The 17,368-nt window shown below is 67.8% G+C and carries 24 protein-coding genes and 2 tRNA genes; 19 read left to right on the forward strand and 7 right to left on the reverse strand.

The features are described 5' to 3' along the window. The first annotated feature begins 9 nt into the window (after positions 1 to 9). Genes BLS81_RS07575 through BLS81_RS07585 form a run of 3 tightly spaced genes read left to right on the forward strand, consistent with a single transcriptional unit; the run spans position 10 to position 1,564 of the window. Entirely contained in the window at positions 10 to 666 is a 657-nt protein-coding gene (locus tag BLS81_RS07575) for an HAD-IA family hydrolase (RefSeq protein ID WP_093222744.1), read from the forward strand. Further along, entirely contained in the window at positions 663 to 869 is a 207-nt protein-coding gene (locus BLS81_RS07580) for a hypothetical protein (RefSeq protein WP_093222746.1), read from the forward strand. The genes BLS81_RS07575 and BLS81_RS07580 overlap by 4 nt, the downstream gene beginning before the upstream one ends. Continuing rightward, the gene (locus tag BLS81_RS07585) at positions 866 to 1,564 is read left to right on the forward strand and encodes an ATP12 family chaperone protein (RefSeq protein WP_093222747.1); all 699 of its coding nucleotides are present in this window, start codon (positions 866 to 868) and stop codon (positions 1,562 to 1,564) included. The genes BLS81_RS07580 and BLS81_RS07585 overlap by 4 nt, the downstream gene beginning before the upstream one ends. Positions 1,565 to 1,644: 80 nt before the next feature. On the opposite strand, the gene gmk is transcribed toward BLS81_RS07585, so the two are convergent. The 3 genes from gmk to fumC are packed head-to-tail and all read right to left on the reverse strand — an operon-like array spanning position 1,645 to position 4,011. After that, entirely contained in the window at positions 1,645 to 2,295 is a 651-nt protein-coding gene (gene gmk / locus BLS81_RS07590; protein ID WP_093222749.1) for a guanylate kinase, read from the reverse strand. Between the two features lie 49 nt (positions 2,296 to 2,344). Next, positions 2,345 to 2,566, reverse strand: a complete 222-nt coding sequence (locus BLS81_RS07595) for a hypothetical protein (protein WP_093222984.1) — start codon at positions 2,564 to 2,566, stop codon at positions 2,345 to 2,347. A gap of 59 nt (positions 2,567 to 2,625) precedes the next feature. Next, positions 2,626 to 4,011, reverse strand: coding sequence for a class II fumarate hydratase (gene fumC, locus BLS81_RS07600; protein ID WP_093222750.1), 1,386 nt, complete (start codon positions 4,009 to 4,011; stop codon positions 2,626 to 2,628). Positions 4,012 to 4,190: 179 nt separating this feature from the next. On the opposite strand from fumC, the gene BLS81_RS07605 reads away from it, so the two are divergent. Then, positions 4,191 to 4,406 (forward strand): hypothetical protein, encoded by a 216-nt coding sequence (locus BLS81_RS07605; RefSeq protein WP_143023317.1) that lies wholly within the window; start codon positions 4,191 to 4,193, stop codon positions 4,404 to 4,406. Between the two features lie 140 nt (positions 4,407 to 4,546). Here BLS81_RS07605 and BLS81_RS07610 read toward each other — a convergent pair whose 3' ends face one another. Continuing rightward, positions 4,547 to 5,029, reverse strand: coding sequence for an SspB family protein (locus tag BLS81_RS07610; RefSeq protein ID WP_093222753.1), 483 nt, complete (start codon positions 5,027 to 5,029; stop codon positions 4,547 to 4,549). A 102-nt stretch (positions 5,030 to 5,131) separates the two neighbouring features. Between BLS81_RS07610 and hisB the strand changes: the two genes are divergently transcribed. From hisB to BLS81_RS07685, 15 genes are all read left to right on the forward strand, one after another. Further along, positions 5,132 to 5,719 (forward strand): imidazoleglycerol-phosphate dehydratase HisB, encoded by a 588-nt coding sequence (hisB, locus tag BLS81_RS07615; RefSeq protein ID WP_093222985.1) that lies wholly within the window; start codon positions 5,132 to 5,134, stop codon positions 5,717 to 5,719. A 217-nt stretch (positions 5,720 to 5,936) separates the two neighbouring features. Continuing rightward, positions 5,937 to 6,542, forward strand: coding sequence for an imidazole glycerol phosphate synthase subunit HisH (gene hisH / locus BLS81_RS07620; RefSeq protein ID WP_093222755.1), 606 nt, complete (start codon positions 5,937 to 5,939; stop codon positions 6,540 to 6,542). Positions 6,543 to 6,672: 130 nt separating this feature from the next. After that, a complete protein-coding gene (gene hisA / locus BLS81_RS07625) occupies positions 6,673 to 7,407 on the forward strand; it encodes a 1-(5-phosphoribosyl)-5-[(5-phosphoribosylamino)methylideneamino]imidazole-4-carboxamide isomerase (RefSeq protein ID WP_093222756.1) in 735 nt (244 codons plus the stop codon). Continuing rightward, positions 7,404 to 7,643 carry a hypothetical protein gene (locus tag BLS81_RS07630; protein ID WP_093222758.1) on the forward strand — a complete coding sequence of 80 codons (240 nt, stop codon included), beginning with the start codon at positions 7,404 to 7,406 and terminating at the stop codon, positions 7,641 to 7,643. The genes hisA and BLS81_RS07630 overlap by 4 nt, the downstream gene beginning before the upstream one ends. Next, positions 7,640 to 8,410, forward strand: a complete 771-nt coding sequence (hisF, locus tag BLS81_RS07635) for an imidazole glycerol phosphate synthase subunit HisF (protein ID WP_093222759.1) — start codon at positions 7,640 to 7,642, stop codon at positions 8,408 to 8,410. Before BLS81_RS07630 ends, hisF begins: the two co-directional genes overlap by 4 nt. A gap of 143 nt (positions 8,411 to 8,553) precedes the next feature. Next, on the forward strand, positions 8,554 to 8,745 hold the full coding sequence (locus tag BLS81_RS07640) for a hypothetical protein (RefSeq protein ID WP_093222761.1): 192 nt from the start codon (positions 8,554 to 8,556) through the stop codon (positions 8,743 to 8,745). Then, a complete protein-coding gene (locus tag BLS81_RS07645; protein WP_093222763.1) occupies positions 8,742 to 9,059 on the forward strand; it encodes a phosphoribosyl-ATP diphosphatase in 318 nt (105 codons plus the stop codon). Before BLS81_RS07640 ends, BLS81_RS07645 begins: the two co-directional genes overlap by 4 nt. A 95-nt stretch (positions 9,060 to 9,154) precedes the next feature. After that, positions 9,155 to 9,541, forward strand: a complete 387-nt coding sequence (locus tag BLS81_RS07650) for an HIT domain-containing protein (RefSeq protein WP_093222764.1) — start codon at positions 9,155 to 9,157, stop codon at positions 9,539 to 9,541. Between the two features lie 94 nt (positions 9,542 to 9,635). Beyond that, complete coding sequence (locus BLS81_RS07655; RefSeq protein ID WP_093222766.1) at positions 9,636 to 11,204, forward strand: amino acid permease; 1,569 nt, start codon at positions 9,636 to 9,638, stop codon at positions 11,202 to 11,204. A 101-nt stretch (positions 11,205 to 11,305) separates the two neighbouring features. Beyond that, positions 11,306 to 13,246: an alpha/beta hydrolase family protein gene (locus BLS81_RS07660; RefSeq protein WP_256326121.1), complete on the forward strand. Its 1,941-nt coding sequence runs from the start codon at positions 11,306 to 11,308 to the stop codon at positions 13,244 to 13,246. 101 nt (positions 13,247 to 13,347) lie between these two features. After that, positions 13,348 to 13,566, forward strand: coding sequence for a translation initiation factor IF-1 (gene infA / locus BLS81_RS07665; protein ID WP_010162480.1), 219 nt, complete (start codon positions 13,348 to 13,350; stop codon positions 13,564 to 13,566). Positions 13,567 to 13,719: 153 nt separating this feature from the next. Then, a complete protein-coding gene (locus tag BLS81_RS07670; RefSeq protein ID WP_093222988.1) occupies positions 13,720 to 14,295 on the forward strand; it encodes a Maf family protein in 576 nt (191 codons plus the stop codon). Continuing rightward, entirely contained in the window at positions 14,288 to 15,235 is a 948-nt protein-coding gene (locus BLS81_RS07675; RefSeq protein ID WP_093222768.1) for a ribonuclease, read from the forward strand. Before BLS81_RS07670 ends, BLS81_RS07675 begins: the two co-directional genes overlap by 8 nt. Continuing rightward, entirely contained in the window at positions 15,235 to 15,438 is a 204-nt protein-coding gene (locus BLS81_RS07680; RefSeq protein ID WP_093222769.1) for a DNA gyrase inhibitor YacG, read from the forward strand. The genes BLS81_RS07675 and BLS81_RS07680 overlap by 1 nt, the downstream gene beginning before the upstream one ends. Before the next feature lie 31 nt (positions 15,439 to 15,469). Beyond that, positions 15,470 to 15,545: transfer RNA gene (locus BLS81_RS07685), tRNA-Phe, on the forward strand. A gap of 142 nt (positions 15,546 to 15,687) precedes the next feature. Here the strand turns inward: BLS81_RS07685 and BLS81_RS07690 are convergent. From BLS81_RS07690 to dapB, 3 genes are all read right to left on the reverse strand, one after another. Continuing rightward, positions 15,688 to 15,764, reverse strand: a tRNA-Arg gene (locus tag BLS81_RS07690). A gap of 49 nt (positions 15,765 to 15,813) precedes the next feature. Next, the gene (gene nth / locus BLS81_RS07695; protein ID WP_093222771.1) at positions 15,814 to 16,473 is read right to left on the reverse strand and encodes an endonuclease III; all 660 of its coding nucleotides are present in this window, start codon (positions 16,471 to 16,473) and stop codon (positions 15,814 to 15,816) included. Between the two features lie 11 nt (positions 16,474 to 16,484). Next, positions 16,485 to 17,222 (reverse strand): 4-hydroxy-tetrahydrodipicolinate reductase, encoded by a 738-nt coding sequence (gene dapB / locus BLS81_RS07700; RefSeq protein ID WP_093222772.1) that lies wholly within the window; start codon positions 17,220 to 17,222, stop codon positions 16,485 to 16,487. Positions 17,223 to 17,368: the final 146 nt, after the last annotated feature.

Below are 17,368 nucleotides of genomic sequence, written 5' to 3' on the forward strand. Positions count from 1 at the left end.
GCCGAACCCATGAACCGCCTTGCGCTGTTCGATTGCGACGGCACGCTTGTGGATAGCCAAGCGAACATCTGCCGCGCGGTGGAAGACACGTTCGCGCTGCACCGGCTCGACGTGCCGCCTCGCGACATGATCCGGCGCATTGTCGGCCTCAGTCTGGTCGAAGCGATGCAGGCGCTTTTGCCCGACGCAGAGCCGGCGCGTCACCATGTACTCGCCGCCGACTATAAAGCGCGCTTCTTCGAAATGCGCAGCACCGGCGCGCTTGCCGACGAGCCGTTGTTCGATGGGATCGCCGAGGCGCTCGACGAGCTTGAGGCGGACGGCTGGCTGTTCGGCGTCGCGACCGGCAAGTCCGATCGGGGCCTCGCGCACATTCTGGCGGCGCACGGGCTGACCACGCGTTTCATCACGCTCCAGACCGCAGATCGCCACCCGTCCAAACCGCACCCGTCGATGATCGAACAGGCGATCGCCGAGGCCGGCGCGGCCCCGGAAACGACGGTGATGATCGGCGACACGAGCTACGACATGCTGATGGCGCGCGCCGCCGGGACGCGCGCGCTCGGCGTCGGCTGGGGCTATCATCCGCCGCATGAGCTGCACGCGGCGGGCGCCCACGCGGTCGCGCGCGAAGTACCGGCGCTGGGTGGGCTGATGACGGCATGAGGGACGACGCGAAACACTGGCTCATCCTTGTGAGCGCGCGGCTCGCGGCGACTGCCGGCGCCGTGTTCGGCCTGGTCCTGATCGCACGTGCCGATGCGGCAGTCCCCAAGATCATCGGCACGGCGCTCGTGCTGTCGGCGCTCTTCATGATGGCGGTGGTGCCGCGCGCGCTCGCGCGGCGCTGGCGGACGCCCCCCGAATGAAGCGGTTCTGGAAAGAGGTGCGTGTAGATGCCGAGCGGGGCGTGCGTCTCGACGGCAAACCGCTGCGCACGCCCGGACGCACGCCGCTGCTGTTAGCGACGGAGGCGCTTGCCGAAGCGGTCGCCGAGGAATGGCGCGCGTGCGGCGAAACGGTCAATCCCGGCGCGATGCCGCTGACCGGTCTCGCCAATGCCGCGATCGACCGGATCGCGCCGGATCCGGCGCTGTTCGCGGCGGGGCTTGCCGCGTACGGCGAGAGCGACCTGCTCTGCTATCGCGCCGACGAACCCGAGGAACTCGCCGCGCGGCAAGCCGCGGCTTGGGACCCGCTGCTCGACTGGGCGCGTCACCGCTACGACGTGCATTTCGAGATCGTCGCCGGCATCATGCACCGCGCACAACCCCCGGCGACGCTGGCGCGGCTCGGCGAGGCGGTCGCCGCGCGGGGCCCGTTTGAACTGGCGGCGCTGTCGCCGATCGTGACGATCAGCGGCTCGCTGGTCGCGGCGCTCGCGCTGATCGAAGGCGCCGCCGATGCCGAGGCCGTGTGGACCGCCGCGATCGTCGATGAGACGTTTCAGGCCGATCGCTGGGGCCGTGATCCGCTCGCGGAAGACGCCCGCGCGACCCGGCGGCGCGATTTCGATGCCGGCGTCCGGCTGCTGGCCCTTCTGTCCCCGGCCCGTTCGTCCTGACCATCGTCCAACGGCCGCACCGCGCGCCGTACTTTGGGGAACGTGCTTCGACTTCGCTCAGCACGAACGGCGCATGATTTTCACCGCAACAGCTTGCGGATGAACCCGATGATGCCCGTCTGGCGCGAGCGCTTGAGGCGCTCGGCCGCGAGGATCGTCTTCACGCAGGCGAAGCATTCCTCGACGTCGTCGTTGACGAGCACATAATCATAGCCGTCCCAATGGCTCACCTCGTTGGCGGCGCGGGCCATGCGCGCGTCGATCACGTCCATCGAATCGGTCGCGCGGCGTTCGAGCCGTTCGCGCAGGATCTCCATCGAGGGCGGCAGGATGAAGATGCGGACGATGTCGCCGCCGGCGAGTTGGTGGAGCTGCTGCGCGCCCTGCCAATCGATATCGAACAGGATGTCGCGCCCCTTCTCCAGCTCATGCCAGACCTGCGACTTGGGCGTGCCGTAGCGATGACCGAAGACGTGCGCCCATTCGAGGAACTCGTGGTTCGACACCATCTCGCGGAAACGTTCGACATCGACGAAATGGTAATCGACGCCATCGACTTCGCCGGGGCGCATCGGGCGCGTGGTGTACGAGACCGACATATGCAGATCGGTCTCGTCGGCGAGCAGCTTGCGTGCGATCGTCGATTTGCCCGCGCCCGATGGCGAGGACAGGACGAACAGCACGCCACGGCGTTTGAAGCCGTGCGGGTCGGCGGGGTTGTATGCGCTCATCGCGCGCTACTGGCGTGCCCGCCCCTGCCCCGTCAACCCGGCAAGAGGGTCACGCTTGCGGTTCGGAGGCGCCGAACGCCGCTTCCTTGAGCTTGCCGATGCCGCGCAGCACCAGCCAGCCGGTCGCGAAGGTCAGAGCGATCGGGATCGCCGCGCGCACCACGGTCGCCACGATGGCGCCTTCGATCGCACCATCGACGGTGCTGTCTTCGCCGTCCGAACCGTCGATCGCCGCGCCGACCGCCGCGCCAATCAGGGTGGTGAAGTTCATATGCGTCTCCTCGTTCGAACACTCAAAGCGCGAGCCGTGCGGATGTTCCGCACGCGAAATCACACCATCGTTTCCGGGCGCACCAACCGGTCGAACGTGGCGGCATCGACCAGTCCGAGATCAAGTCCGGCTTCCTTGAGCGTCAGCCCTTCGGCGTGCGCGTGTTTGGCGATCTTGGCGACATTGTCATAACCGATCTCGGGCGCGAGCGCCGTCACCAGCATCAGCGAGCGATCGACCAGTTCGGCGATCCGGCCGCGATTCGGTTCGATCCCGTCGACGCAGCGCTCGGCGAAGCTCGCCATGCCGACGCTGAGCAGATCGACCGAGCGCAGCACCGCCGCGCCGATCAGCGGCTTGAACACGTTGAGCTCGAGGTGCCCCTGAAGCCCGCCGACCGTCACCGCCTGATGGTTGCCGATCACCTGCGCGGCGACCATCGTCAGCATCTCGCACTGGGTCGGGTTGACCTTGCCGGGCATGATCGAGCTGCCCGGTTCGTTGGCGGGCAAGTCGATCTCGCCCAGGCCGGAGCGCGGCCCCGAGCCGAGCAGGCGGATATCGTTGGCGATCTTGGTGAGCGCGACCGCGAGCGTATTGAGCCGGCCTGAGAAATCGACCAGCGTGTCGTGCGTCGCCAGCGCCTCGAACTTGTTGGGCGCGGTCTCGAACGGCAGGCCGGTGAGCGTGGCGATCTCGGCGGCGATATCCTCGGCGAAGCCCGGCGGTGTGTTGAGCCCGGTGCCGACCGCCGTCCCGCCCTGCGCGAGCTTGCACAGGCCATGCTCGATCAGCGGCACCATCCGCGTCCGCGCGAGCCGGAGTTGCGCGTAATAGCCCGAGAATTCCTGGCCGAGCGTGACTGGGGTCGCATCCTGAAGGTGCGTGCGGCCGATCTTGACGATATCGCCCCAGGCTTCGACCTTCGTGAGCAGCGATGCTTCGAGCTGTTCGAGCGCGGGCACCAGCGCGCGCGTCGCGGCGAGCGCGGCGGCGATGTGGAGCGCGGTCGGGAAGCTGTCGTTCGACGACTGGCTCATGTTGACGTGGTCATTGGGGTGGACCGGCGTCTTGCCGCCGCGCGTGCCCGTCAGGATCTCGTTGGCGCGGCCGGCGATCACCTCGTTGACGTTCATGTTGCTCTGCGTGCCGCTGCCGGTCTGCCAGATGACGAGCGGGAACTGGTCGTCGTGCGTCCCCGCGATCACCTCGGCGGCGGCGGTATCGATCGCGTCGGCGATCTCGGGCGCGAGGCCGTGCTTACGGTTCACCCGCGCCGCCGCCCGCTTCACGATCGCGAGCGCGTGGAGAATGCCGATCGGCATCCGCTCCGCCGCGCCGAACGGGAAATTCTCGATGCTGCGCTGCGTCTGCGCGCCCCAATAGGCGGCGGCGGGGACGGCGATCGCGCCGAGCGAATCGGTTTCGGTGCGGGTTTCGGTCATGCGAACCTCGGGGGATAAAGTGGTTAAGGTTGTCTATTCGGCAGTCGGTTGGGGCGCTGGTGGCGACGGGGCGGGCACGGGAGATGGCCATGCGAACATAGCGTATCAAGCGGGATGTAAGACAGACCCGGAAGCGCCGAATCGGGGCGTCGCGCGTTGGTGCGGTATTGGAGAACGATATGACCAGCGAACAGAAAGCCGCCCACGCCAAAGCCAGCGCGCTTCATGACGAGGAGGAGCGCCAGAAGGCGATCGCCGCCACGCTGCCGAAGGGCGAGGAACAGGACGCGCACTTCATGCGCGGCGAGCGGCTGTCGGACGAGGCATGGGCGATCGAGGAGGCGCATGACCTGGAGCCGCGGCCGAGCGGGCTTTGGGCGAAGGGCGCCGAGTGAGGGATGTCGCGGCGGCCGGGTAGTTTCGGGCCGTCACGGGAGTAAATCCCGTGACGTCGGACGCGGCTTCGCCGCGCCGGCCGGCGGTTCGCGTCGCTTGCGCGAGCGCCTCGCCGCTGCGCGGCTCGGCTTGCTCCGGCTTACTTCTTCCGCTTGAAATCCACGCTGACGACGTTCGAGCCGTCTTCGACCGGGGCGACGCTCGCGCCGTCGTTTTCGGCCGAATCCTGCGGCTCGGGTTCATCCGGCCCTTCCTGCGCCTGGAAGCGCAGTTCGAAATTCACGGCCGGATCGTGGAAGCCAGTGATCGCCGAATAGGGGATGACCAGTTTCGACGGCACCTGATTGAAGCTCAGCCCGATCGAGAATTTCGAATCGTCCACCAGCAGATCCCAGAAGCGGTTCTGCATGACGATCGTCATCTCGTCGGGGAAGCGCTCGATCAGGCGCTGCGGAATGTCTACGCCGGGTGCCTGCGTCTTGAAGGTGATGTAGAAATGATGGTCGCCCGGCAAGCCGCCGTTCGACGCCACCGAACCCAGCACGCGCCCCACCACGGCGCGCAGGGCTTCCTGCACGATCTCGTCGTAGGGAATCAGGCTGTCGGGCATACCGTCGCTCATGCGCCCTTGGGTAGCGGGGTTTGGCGCAGGGTCAAGCGCGCGCGAACACGCATGCGGCACGGCCAAGATTGCATGACGGCGCACGCGCGCTATGGAGGCGCGATGCGTACCGCCACCATCTCGCGCTCGACCCACGAGACCTCGATCGACGTGACCGTCAACCTCGACGGCACCGGGCTTTATGAGATTTCCACCGGGATCGGCTTCTTCGATCACATGCTCGAGCAGCTCTCGCGGCATTCGCTGATCGACCTGCATGTGAAGGCGGTGGGCGATCTGCATATCGACCAGCATCATACCGTCGAGGATACCGGCATCGCGATCGGTGAAGCGGTCGCCAAGGCGCTCGGCGACAAGAAGGGCATCCGCCGCTACGGCGACGCGCTCTCGCCGATGGACGAGACGTTGACGCGGGTCGCGCTCGATATTTCGGGGCGGCCGTATCTGGTGTGGAAATGCGACTTCACCATGCCGCGGCTGGGCGAGATGGACACCGAATTGTTCGGCCACTGGTTCCACAGCTTCGCGGGCGCCGCCGGGCTGACGCTGCATGTCGAGCGGCTGTACGGCACCAACAACCATCATCTGATCGAAAGCGCGTTCAAGGGGCTGGCGCGCGCGCTGCGCACCGCGACCGAGATCGACCCGCGCAAGGCGGATGCGATCCCGAGCACCAAGGGGGTGCTGTGAGTCTCTCCCACTGCCACTCGTCGTCACCCCAGCGAAAGCTGGGGTCTGCATGGGGCTTGCGGTGCGTGCGCCACGGGGAGACCCCAGCTTGCGCTGGGGTGACGGAGTTGATGGCGGGTTCGTCGCCCCGGCGCAGGCCGGGGCCGCTTAATGGCTTAGCGAACGGATTGCCCCATTACGCAGCGGCCCCGGCCTGCGCCGGGGCGGCGGTTTCGCTATGACACTCGCGCTGATCGATTATGGCGCGGGCAATCTGCATTCGGTCGCCAATGCGCTGAAGGCGGCGGGGGCTGAGGATATCGCGATCACCGCCGACGCCGATATCGTCGCACGCGCCGACCGGATCGTCCTGCCCGGCGTCGGCGCGTTTGCCGCCTGCGCCTCGGCGCTGCGCGCGGTGCCGGGGCTGGTCGAGGCGATGGAGCGGCGCGTGCGCGGCGACGGTGTGCCGTTCCTCGGCATTTGCGTGGGCATGCAGTTGCTCGCCGAGACCGGCGAGGAATTCGGCGTGCATTCGGGCCTCGGCTGGGTTTCGGGCAGCGTGCGGCGGCTCTCCCCTGCCGATCCGGCCGCCAAGGTGCCGCATATGGGTTGGAACGATGTCGTGCCGGTCGCGGAGCATCCGCTGATCGTGCCGGGCGAGGCGTATTTCCTCCACAGCTATGCGTTCGAGGGTGCGGACGTGGTCGCGACCAGCGACCATGCCGGGCCGGTGGTCGCGGCGATCGGGCGCGACAATATCCTCGGGGTGCAGTTCCACCCGGAGAAGAGCCAAGCCTATGGGCTGGCGTTCTTGCGGAGGTTTCTGAAATGGGTGGCGTGAGTCGCCCCGCCCCCGGCGTCATCCCAGCGCAGGCTGGGATCTCCCGGTTTTGGCCGAATGCCCGCCCCGCGGAGACCCCAGCTTGCGCTGGGGTGACGATTTACTCCGAGACCCATACGACGGACCTGCCATGACCCTCATCGTCTTCCCAGCGATCGACCTCAAGGGCGGCCAGGTGGTGCGTCTCGCCGAGGGCGATATGGCGCGTGCGACCGTCTATGGCGACGATCCCGCCGCGCAGGCGATGCTGTTCGCCGATGCCGGCGCCGAGCATCTCCATGTCGTCGATCTCGACGGCGCGTTCGCCGGCGATTCGGTCAACGGCGAAGCGGTGCGCGCGATCGTCGCGCGTTTTCCCGGCCGGGTTCAACTCGGCGGCGGGATTCGCACGCGCGCCGCGATCGAAGGCTGGTTCGATCTCGGCGTGGCGCGCGTGGTGATCGGCACCGCTGCGCTGGAGAACCCCGATCTGGTGCGGGATGCCGCGCGCGATTTTCCCGGCGCGATCGTCGTCGCGGTCGATGCGCGCGATGGGTTCGTCGCGACCAAGGGCTGGGCGGATGTCTCGACCGTGACCGTGACCGACATGGCGCGGCGGTTCGAGGATGCGGGCGTCGCGGCGTTGCTGTTCACCGATGTCGGGCGCGACGGGCTGCTCAAGGGCTGCAACGTCGAGGCGACGGTCGATCTGGCGCGGGCGGTGCGGATTCCGGTGATCGCGAGCGGCGGCGTCGCCGGGATCGACGAGATTCATGTGCTGGCACGGCATGCGCGAGATGGCGTGGAGGGCGTGATTACCGGGCGGGCGCTGTATGACGGGCGGCTCGATCTGGCCGAGGCGCTGGCGGTGGCGAGGGGAGCGTGAGCATTCTCGTCGCACTTGTGCTTTTTGGCCTCGCCGCCGCCGGCGCGGTCAAAACGTTGCACGGCTACCGCGATGGTCGGATGCCAAGCCTATTGTGGGGCATTAACACGCCCACGTTCTCTCGCGTGACCAGCCCCGACTGGTTCTGGCGCGCCGGAGCGATCAACACCGCGCTCGTCGCGATTCTGGCGATCGGCGGCGTGGTCGGCCTCGTTCTCACGCTGGTAAAAAGATGACCGTTCGCGCGCGCGTGATCCCCTGTCTCGACGTCGCCAACGGGCGGGTCGTCAAGGGCGTCAATTTCGTCGATCTGAAGGATGCCGGCGATCCGGTCGAGCAGGCGCGCGCCTATGATGCGGCGGGCGCGGACGAACTGTGCTTCCTCGACATCACCGCCAGCCACGAGGCGCGCGGCACGATCCTCGAGGTGGTGCGGCGTACCGCCGAAGTGTGCTTCATGCCGGTGACGGTCGGCGGCGGGGTGCGCAGCGCCGAGGATGCGCGCGCGCTGCTGCTGGCGGGGGCGGACAAGGTCGCGGTGAACAGCGCGGCGGTGTCGCGGCCCGAGGTGGTCGCCGAGATCGCCGACCGGTTCGGCAGCCAGTGCATCGTCGCCTCGATCGACGCGCGGCGCAACGGATCGGGCTGGGAGGTGTTCACCCACGGCGGCCGGCGGGGCACCGGGATCGACGCGGTCGCGCATGCGGTACGGCTGGCGGAACTGGGCGCGGGCGAGCTGCTCGTCACCTCGATGGACCGTGACGGGACGCGCAGCGGGTTCGATCTCGAACTGACGCGGACCATCGCCGATCGGGTCGGCGTGCCGGTGGTTGCCTCGGGCGGCGTCGGCGGCTTGGCCGATCTGGTCGCGGGCGTGGTCGAGGGGCATGCCAGCGCGGTGCTGGCGGCGTCGATCTTCCACTTCGGCGAGGCGAGCATCGCCGACGCGCATGCCGCGCTGGCGGCGGCGGGGATTCCGGTGCGGCGGCCGGTGAACCGTTGAAGCTGCTCGCTGAACTCCGTTCGTGCTGAGCGAAGTCGAAGCACGTGTCCCACACGGCGTCCGTCGCCCCGGGCACGTCCTTCGACTTCGCTCAGGACGAACGGTGAGTGTGTCGTTCTTGTAAAGTGATGTAAGATCAACTCATGCCTTTCCTCCTCTCCCTCGCCGCCGCCGCCCATACCGGCGTTCCGGTCGAACGCACCGCGCCGGCGGCGTCCGACATCGCCTTGTTCGTGATGGCGGCGATCGGCGTGTTCCTCGTGCGCCGGGCGCTTCGCAAGCGCTTCCTCAAGTCGCGGCAGAAGCCGCCGGTCGATCGGGACGGACGCGCGTGAGCGACATCCTCGACACGCTCGAAGCGACGATCCGGTCGCGCAAGGGCGCCGACCCGGCGTCGTCCTACGTCGCCAAGCTGTTCGGCAAAGGCCGCGCCAAGATCGCGCAGAAGGTCGGCGAGGAGGCGACCGAGGTGGTGATCGCCGCCGTGTCCGAATCTCCGCAAGCGCTGACCGGCGAGGCGGCCGATCTGGTGTTCCATCTGCTCGTCCTGCTCGCCGACGCCGGGCTGAGCCTCGACGACGTGCGCGCCGAGCTGCGCCGGCGCGAGGGGGTGTCGGGGATCGACGAGAAGGCGGGGCGACCCGCGTAAACCGTTCGTGCCGAGCGCAGTCGAGGCACCTGAGATCCGGGCATGTCCCTCGACTGCGCTCGGGACGAACGGACACGATAGCAAAGGAGCCGAGCATGCCGATCGACGCCACCCTGCCCTATGACGACCAGAACATCTTCGCCAGGATCCTGCGCGGCGAGATTCCCGCCAAGCGCGTCTATGAGGATGATTTCGCGATCGCCTTCCACGACATCAACCCGCAGGCGCCGACGCATCTGCTGGTGATCCCGCGTGGGCGCTATGTGTCGTGGGACGATTTCAGCGCGCGGGCGAGCGATGCCGAGATCGCCGGGTTCGTGCGCGCGGTCGGCGCGGTGGCGCGCGCGGCCGGGCTGGTCGTGCCGGGCTACCGGCTGCTCGCCAACACCGGGCCCGATTCGCATCAGGAGGTGCCGCACCTCCACGTCCATCTTTTCGCGGGGCGCAAGCTCGGGCCGATGCTGGCCGGCCGGGACGGGTAAAGGGGATTGCGTGGCAGGAATTTACCACTAGGCTCGACGACTTTCCGAAAGCCGGCCAACAGAGCCGATCGCCAGCCATTCCGGGGGTTTTTGAATGATTTTTGGGCGTGTCAAATCACTGGACGCGATTCTCGCCACGGCGGAAAAGAAAGGTCTTCACAGGTCGCTCAGCGCCTTTCAATTGACCATGCTGGGGGTCGGCGCGGTCATCGGCACCGGCATCTTCGTTCTCACCTCGGAAGCCGCGCAAAAGGCGGGTCCGGGGATGTTGCTGAGCTTCATCGTCGCGGGGCTCGTCTGCGGCGTGGCAGCCTTGTGCTATTCGGAACTGGCCTCGATGGTGCCGGTTTCGGGATCGGCCTATACCTATACCTACGCGGTCACGGGTGAATTGCTGGCGTGGATGGTCGGCTGGGCGCTGATCCTCGAATATGCGGTCGGCGCGAGCGCGGTCGCGGTCGGCTGGTCCAACCATTTCGTCGGATTGCTGAACGGTCTGGGGTGGCATGTGCCGGCCGCGATCAGCAACGCCGATGCGCTGATGGCGAACATGTACCTCGCGCTCGGCGCCGCCCCCAGCCCCGATCTGACAACGGCGCTGCAGACCGGCGGGTGGATCAACGTCCCCGCCGTCATCATCATCGGCGCGGTCACCTGGCTGCTGGTGATCGGCACGACCGAGAGCGCGCGCGCAAACGCGGTGCTGGTCGCGATCAAGATCGTCGCGCTGACCGCGTTCATCGTGCTGACGCTGCCGGTGCTCAACGCCAAGAACTTCGATCCCTTCCTGCCGACCGGGATCGGCAATCCGTTCAGCTCGTCGGGCCTCGGCGTGCTGGGCGCCGCCGCGTCGATCTTCTTCGCCTATGTCGGCTTCGACGCGGTCTCGACCGCCGCCGAGGAGACCAAGAACCCGCAGCGCAACGTGCCGATCGGGCTGATCGCGTCGCTCGGCATCTGCACGATCTTCTACCTGCTGGTCGCATCGGGCGCGATCGGCGCGATCGGCGCGCAGCCGGTGCGCTCGCTGTCGGGCGTGGTGCTGTCGCCGGGCACGCCCGAGATCGCCGGCCGCTGCGCCGCGATCGTCGCCTCGGGCGCGCTCGAGCCGCTGGTGTGTTCGAAGGAGGCGCTCGTCCATGTGCTCGACACGATCGACTGGCCGATGGTCGGGCGGTTCGTCGGGCTCGCGGCGGTGTTGGCGCTGCCTTCGGTGGTGCTGATGATGATGTTCGGCCAGACCCGCGTGTTCTTCACGATGGCGCGGGACGGTCTGCTGCCGGCCAGGCTCGCCGCGATCCACCCGAAGTTCCGCACGCCGCATGTCGTGACGGTCGTGACCGGCATCGCGGCGGCGGTGGCGGCGGCGATCCTGCCGGTCGGGCGGCTTGCGGATTATTCGAACGCGGGCACGCTGTTCGCCTTCCTGATGGTCGCGGTGTCGGTGATGGTGCTGCGCAAGACCGATCCGGGCCGCAACCGCCCGTTCCGCACCCCGCTCGTGTGGGTGGTCGCGCCGTTGACGATCATCGGCTGCATCGGGCTGTATCTGTCGCTGCCGCTGACCGCCAAGCTGGTGCTGCCGGGCTGGGGCGCGATCGGGCTGGTGATCTATTTCCTCTACAGCCGCTCGCGCAGCCACGTCGCGCTCGGCCTCGACTGAGGCGCTGAGCGGGAACTGAAGTTTCCGCTTTTCCCAAGTCCCTCGCCGGATTACGATTTCCCCGTCGGTGCGCCGGCGGGGGGATATCCGGGGGGATGACGATGCGGTGGATGCGTGCGCGCGCCGGTACGGCGCTGTTGGCTTTTGGCGCGATCGCGCTTTCGCCGGCCTCGGCGCAGACATCGCCCGGCCCCGCCCCGCTGATCCCGCTGGAGGCCTTCGCGGCCCTCCCCTTCATCGAAGCGCCGCAATTGTCGCCCGACGGCACGCGCATCGCCGCGCGGATCGCGATCCACGGCAAACAGCGGCTCGCGATCGTGCCGCTCGCGGACAAGAGCAAGGCCGTTTCGATCGATCCGGCCGAACAGGATCTCAACGACTGGCGATGGGTCAACGATCAGTGGTTGTTGGCCAGGATCGGCAGAAAGCAAAGCATAACCAGCATCGACTATTACGTCACCCGCACGATCAGCATCAGCGCGGATGGCAAGCAGATCATCCCGCTTGTGGTCGACCCCATGGGGCAGAGTGGCGCCGATGTTCTGTGGATCGCGCACGACGGCTCGCCGCACGCGGCGATCGCGATGCAGCGCGGCCTGCCTGGAGAACTCGGGTTCTGGCCCGAGGTCCGCGACTTCGATGTTTCGACCGGGCGCAGCAAGATGGTCGTGCATTCGACCGAAACGGTGTTCAACTGGTACGCGGACGGCGCCGGCGTGGTTCGGTACGGCATCGGCTATACCGGCCTCGATCGCGCTCTTCGCGCGCTGTACCGGAACCAGCCGACCGCCGGCTTCCGGGTGATCGAGCGCGCCCAGGGCGTGGGCGCTTCGCTCGACAATCGTCCCGTGCTGTTCCTGCCAGAGCCGGACAAGGCACTCGCCTTCCACGATGATGCCGATGGCTTCTCGACGCTTTACCCGCTCGATCTGAAGACGATGACACGCGGCGCGCCGCTCTATTCCGTGCCCGGTTATGACGTCGAGGACATCCTGATCGACAGAGAGCGGTCACAGATGATCGGCGTGCGATATACCGACACATACCAGCACATATCCTGGACCGATCCGACGCTGGCGGCGATCCAGGCCGACTTCGACAAAGCGGTTGGCAACCGCCACGCCGAGGTTGTTTCGTGGAGCCACGACCGATCGCAATTGCTCGTCAAGGTGGCGAACGCATCCACCCCCGGCAGCTATTATCTGTATGCTCCGAAGGAAGGCGTCCTGCATTTCTACGCGCAGATCAACGGTCGGTTCGCTGGCAAGCAGCTCGCATCCGTCAAGACGATCACCTACAAGGCGCGCGACGGGCTTGAGATCCACGCGGTTCTCACGCTGCCGAGCGGGCGCTCAGCCAAAGACCTGCCGCTGATCCTGATGCCGCACGGCGGCCCGATCGCGCGCGACGACGAAAGCTGGGACTGGTGGGCGCAGTTCCTCGCCAATCGTGGCTATGCCGTACTCCAGCCCAACTACCGTGGCTCATCGGGCTATGGCACCAAGTTTACCGATCTCAGCAAGGGGCAATGGGGCCTCGCCATGCAGGACGATCTGACCGACGCGGTGGCGTGGGCGACGCACGAGGGGATCGCCGACGCCAAGCGCGTGTGCATCGTCGGCGGCTCTTACGGAGGGTACGCCGCGCTGCGCGCGGCACAGCGCGACAAGGGCGTGTATCGCTGCGCGGTGTCTTTCGCCGGTGTGTCCGACATGCCGGGGATGATCCGCTACGATAACCGGTTTCTCAGCGGCAAAAGCACCGAGGATTATTTCCGCGAGCGCGCGCCCGATCTGGCCGCGGTTTCGCCCGCCAATTTCGCGGCCGATTTCTCGATTCCGGTGCTGCTGATGCACGGCGACGACGACACCACGGTGCCCGTCAAGCAATCGCGGCTGATGGTTTCGCGCCTGAAAGCGGCGGGCAAGACCTATCGCTATGTTGAACAGCCCGGCGGCGATCACCATCTCTCCTCCGAAGCCGACCGGGTCCAGTTCCTCAAAGAACTCGAAACGTTCCTGAAGCAGTATAATCCGGCCTGATCCGCCCGAATCGCGGCGCGGTGGCCGGCTGCTTCCCTTTGGAGCGCTTTCCGGCTATGGGCGCGCTTCATTCGGAAATCCGCTTTCACCCAGAGGTTTGTTTGGCAAAAGAAGAACTGCTCGAAATGCGTGGACAGGTTGTGGAGCTTCTCCCCAACGCGATGTTCCGCGTGAAGCTTGAGAACGATCACGAAATCCTCGGCCACACCGCCGGCAAGATGCGCAAGAACCGCATCCGCGTGCTGGTCGGCGACGAGGTGCTGGTCGAATTGACGCCCTATGACCTCACCAAGGGGCGTATCACCTATCGCTTCAAGTGAGGTGCTGCCGTCACCGATAATGTGGCGACCTCCCTTTCCGTTCGGGCCGAGCGCAGTCGAGGCCCCGACCGTAGGCGACGCGCTTGCCCCTCGACTTCGCTCGGGGCGAACGGCGGGTGGTGACGCGCCAAGCGATCCATGGGTGCTGAATCGATGACCGCCGGCCTGGTCCTAGCCTCCTCCTCCCCCCGCCGTCGCGATCTGCTCGCGCGGATCGGGGTCGTGCCCGCGCGAATCGAATCGCCGGCCATCGACGAAAACCCGCTCCCCCGCGAACTGCCACGTGCCTACGCGCTTCGGCTCGCGCAGGAAAAGGCCGCCGCGGTGGCGCGTGCTGATGGCGAGGTGGTGATCGCGGGCGACACCACCGTCGCGGTCGGCCGCCGCATCCTGCCGCCCGCGGAGACCGAGGACGTGCAACGCGAACTGCTCGCGCTGCTGTCGGGCCGGCGCCACCATTGCATCAGCGCGGTGTGCGCGATCGACGCGAACGGCAAGGCGCGCACGCGCCTCGCCGATACGATCGTCGCGTTCAAGCCGCTCTCGCCGGCCGAGATCGACGCCTATGTCGCCTGCGGCGAGGGGCTCGGCAAGGCCGGCGGCTATGCCATCCAGGGCCGCGCCGAGGCCTATGTCCGCTATCTGGCCGGCAGCCATTCGGGCGTGATCGGCCTGCCGCTGTTCGAGACGCGCGCGCTGCTGATCGCGTGCGGGTTCGCGCTTGGCTGAATGGCTGTACGAAGCGGGCATCGGCGAGGCCCGCGCCGCGCTGGTCGAGGACGGCCGCAGCCTTCAGGCGCGACTCGAGCTTGACGAGACGTTTCCGCGCGTCGGCGCGGTGCTGGCGGCGCGGCTGATCGAGATCACGGCCAAAGGGCGCGAGGGGCGCGTGCGCTTCGCGGGCGGCGAGGCGATGCTGGCGCCGCTGCCGCCGGGCATCACCCAGGGCGCGGCGCTGACGATCGAGATCACGCGAGAGGCGGTGCGCGAGGCGGGCCGCGACAAGCCGCCACGCGCCATGCCCGCCGAAGGGCCGCCCCGCCCCGCGCCGACGCTGCTGGAGCGGATCGGCGCCAGCGCCCTGCCCGTCCGCACCTGCCTGCCGCACCAGAGCGACGCTTTCGAGGCGGCGGGCTGGTCCGAGGTGCTGGAGGAGGCGGTTACCGGCGACATCGCCTTTCCCGGCGGGGCGTTGCGGATGATCCCGACGCCGGCGATGACGCTGTTCGACGTCGACGGGTCCGGGCCGCTGGAGCCGCTCGCGGTGGCGGCGGCGCGGGCGGTGGCCGCCGCGATCGTGCGGCACGACATCGGCGGGTCGATCGGGATCGACTTCCCGACGATCGCGGGCAAGGGGCCGCGCCAGGCGGTCGCCGAGGCGATCGACGCGGGGCTGCCGCAGCCGTTCGAGCGCACCGCCGTCAACGGCTTCGGCTTCCTCCAGATCATCCGCAGGCGATCGCGCGAATCGCTGCCCGAGCTGCTCCGCGCCGATCCCGCCGCCGCGCGCGCGCGCGCGCTGCTGCGCGTGATCGAGCGCACACCGCCACCGGTGCCGGCGCTGCACCATGTTCCACCGGCGGTCCACGCCGCGCTCGCCGCGCGCCCGCACTGGCGCGACGCGCTCGCTCGGCGTACCGGCGCCGATATCCGCTTCGAGGTACGATGATGGCCAGAACCAAGCCCTGCCCGCTGTGCGGCAACGCCCCCGCCGCCGACTATACGCCCTTCTGCAGCCGTGGCTGCCGCGACCGCGACATGCTCAAATGGCTCGGCGAGGGCTATACGATTCCGGTCGATGCGAACGAAGATGCCGATAATCGTGACATGGTGCGCAACGGCGGGCTGGACAGCGCCGAAAAGCCCGACTAAGGACGCGCCTCCCCGATCCGAAACGGATCATGCCCGGGTAGCTCAGTTGGTAGAGCATGCGACTGAAAATCGCAGTGTCGGCGGTTCGACTCCGTCCCCGGGCACCATGACTTCCCGATAAAAACCGACGTACTGCGCCGGCGATCGCTTGTGACGCGCAGCCGCGAATCTGGCCCCCGTTCGAATCCATCACTTCGGAGCAAGCCGCTTTCGACGAAAGCGGGCGTCATCATTTTCGACTGGGGATTTTGGTGCACCCGACTGGATTCGAACCAGTGGCCTCTGCCTTCGGAGGGCAGCGCTCTATCCAGCTGAGCTACGGGTGCCTGGGGGGAAGCGCCTAGCAAAGCGCGGGGCGTTGCGCCAGCCGTTTTGTCAGGCGGGTTTCGCGGGTGATGCGGGCGCTGGCGTCTTGGGCTTATAGGCACACAGATCGGCGACGACGCAGCGCCAGCATTCGGGGCGGCGCGCCTTGCAGACGTAGCGGCCGTGCAGGATCAGCCAATGGTGCGCGTGGAGGCGGAACGGCGCGGGCGTCGCCTTGTCGAGCTTGAGCTCGACCGCGAGCGGCGTTTTGCCGCGCGCCAGGCCCGTGCGGTTGCCGACGCGGAAGATGTGCGTATCGACCGCGAAGGTCTCGGCGCCGAACGCGACGTTCATCACGACATTGGCGGTCTTGCGGCCGACGCCGGGCAAGGTCTCCAGCGCATCGCGGTCGGCGGGGACTTCGCCGCCGAAATCGGCGATCAGCTTTTCAGACAAAGCGATGACGTTCTTGGCCTTGGTGTTGAACAGGCCGATCGTCTTGATGTGCTGCTTCAGCCCCTCCTCGCCGAGCGCGACCATCTGTTCGGGCGTCTTCACCACCTCGAACAAGGCGCGCGTCGCCTTGTTGACGCCGATATCGGTCGCCTGCGCGGAGAGCGCCACCGCGACAACGAGCTGGAACGGGTTGCCCGCCTCGAGCTCGGTCTCGGGGTGCGGATTGTCGGCGGCGAGCCGCGCGTAGAATTCGACGACGTCGGCTTTCTTCAAACGCCCAATCCTCAGACCCCCAAGACCTCGGCCATCGTGTAGCTACCGGCGGGCCGACCGGCCAGCCACAGCGCCGCCGTGACCGCGCCGCGCGCGAAGATCGCGCGATTCTCGGCGCGGTGGCCGATCTCGACGCGCTCGCCCTCGCCCGCGAACACGACCATGTGATCGCCCGCGACCGAGCCGCCGCGCAGCGACGCCATGCCGATCGTCCCCTCCGAACGCGCGCCGGTCAGCCCGGCGCGGTCGGTCACCTTGGCGTCGGACAAGGCGATCCCCCGCCCCGCCGCCGCCGCCTCGGCGAGCAGCAGCGCGGTGCCCGAGGGGGCATCGACCTTGTGGCGGTGGTGCATCTCGACGATCTCGATGTCCCAATCGGTGCCGAGCCGCCCCGCCGCCTCGCGCACCAGCTTGGCGAGCAGGGTGACGCCAAGCGAGACGTTGCCGGTCTGGAGCACCGCGATCTCGCCGGCGGCTTCCTTGACGAAGGCGTGGTGCGCGGCGGTGAGCCCGGTCGTGCCGATCAGGATCGGCGTGCCGGCGGTGCGCGCGGCGGCGAGATTGGCTGCGAGCGCCGAGGGGCTGGAGAAATCGACCAGCACGTCGGCACGCTCCGCCAATGCGGCGAGCGCGGCGCGATCGGCGCCCGCGTCGATACCACCCGCGATGGTGCCGCCGAGATCCGGCACCACCGCCGCGATCGCCTGGCCCATCCTGCCAGCGCTTCCCAAGATGCCGATCGCCGTCATGCCCCGAATCCCGCCTGTCTGGTGTCGCGGCGCGCATGGCAGAAAGCGCGGCGCGGGGACAGGGGCAATGCGCTTTCCGGCCCGCCACCTCGCGCGCCATGCCTGTGCCGTGTAGGGTGTGCAGCATTTAGAGGAACTGCTGCCCT

It is taken from the genome of Sphingomonas sp. NFR15 (assembly GCF_900103265.1).
Taxonomy (GTDB): Bacteria; Pseudomonadota; Alphaproteobacteria; order Sphingomonadales; family Sphingomonadaceae; genus Sphingomonas; species Sphingomonas pollutisoli.

Bases quoted from the DNA above. Each gene is read 5' to 3' on its own strand.
- BLS81_RS07575 (WP_093222744.1), top strand. From the start codon at position 10: ATGAACCGCCTTGCGCTGTTCGATTGCGACGGCACGCTTGTGGATAGC.
- BLS81_RS07580 (WP_093222746.1), top strand. From the start codon at position 663: ATGAGGGACGACGCGAAACACTGGCTCATCCTTGTGAGCGCGCGGCTC.
- BLS81_RS07585 (WP_093222747.1), top strand. From the start codon at position 866: ATGAAGCGGTTCTGGAAAGAGGTGCGTGTAGATGCCGAGCGGGGCGTG.
- gmk (WP_093222749.1), bottom strand. From the start codon at position 2,295: ATGAGCGCATACAACCCCGCCGACCCGCACGGCTTCAAACGCCGTGGC.
- BLS81_RS07595 (WP_093222984.1), bottom strand. From the start codon at position 2,566: ATGAACTTCACCACCCTGATTGGCGCGGCGGTCGGCGCGGCGATCGAC.
- fumC (WP_093222750.1), bottom strand. From the start codon at position 4,011: ATGACCGAAACCCGCACCGAAACCGATTCGCTCGGCGCGATCGCCGTC.
- BLS81_RS07605 (WP_143023317.1), top strand. From the start codon at position 4,191: ATGACCAGCGAACAGAAAGCCGCCCACGCCAAAGCCAGCGCGCTTCAT.
- BLS81_RS07610 (WP_093222753.1), bottom strand. From the start codon at position 5,029: ATGAGCGACGGTATGCCCGACAGCCTGATTCCCTACGACGAGATCGTG.
- hisB (WP_093222985.1), top strand. From the start codon at position 5,132: ATGCGTACCGCCACCATCTCGCGCTCGACCCACGAGACCTCGATCGAC.
- hisH (WP_093222755.1), top strand. From the start codon at position 5,937: ATGACACTCGCGCTGATCGATTATGGCGCGGGCAATCTGCATTCGGTC.
- hisA (WP_093222756.1), top strand. From the start codon at position 6,673: ATGACCCTCATCGTCTTCCCAGCGATCGACCTCAAGGGCGGCCAGGTG.
- hisF (WP_093222759.1), top strand. From the start codon at position 7,640: ATGACCGTTCGCGCGCGCGTGATCCCCTGTCTCGACGTCGCCAACGGG.
- BLS81_RS07640 (WP_093222761.1), top strand. From the start codon at position 8,554: ATGCCTTTCCTCCTCTCCCTCGCCGCCGCCGCCCATACCGGCGTTCCG.
- BLS81_RS07650 (WP_093222764.1), top strand. From the start codon at position 9,155: ATGCCGATCGACGCCACCCTGCCCTATGACGACCAGAACATCTTCGCC.
- BLS81_RS07655 (WP_093222766.1), top strand. From the start codon at position 9,636: ATGATTTTTGGGCGTGTCAAATCACTGGACGCGATTCTCGCCACGGCG.
- BLS81_RS07660 (WP_256326121.1), top strand. From the start codon at position 11,306: ATGCGGTGGATGCGTGCGCGCGCCGGTACGGCGCTGTTGGCTTTTGGC.
- BLS81_RS07670 (WP_093222988.1), top strand. From the start codon at position 13,720: ATGACCGCCGGCCTGGTCCTAGCCTCCTCCTCCCCCCGCCGTCGCGAT.
- BLS81_RS07680 (WP_093222769.1), top strand. From the start codon at position 15,235: ATGGCCAGAACCAAGCCCTGCCCGCTGTGCGGCAACGCCCCCGCCGCC.
- dapB (WP_093222772.1), bottom strand. From the start codon at position 17,222: ATGACGGCGATCGGCATCTTGGGAAGCGCTGGCAGGATGGGCCAGGCG.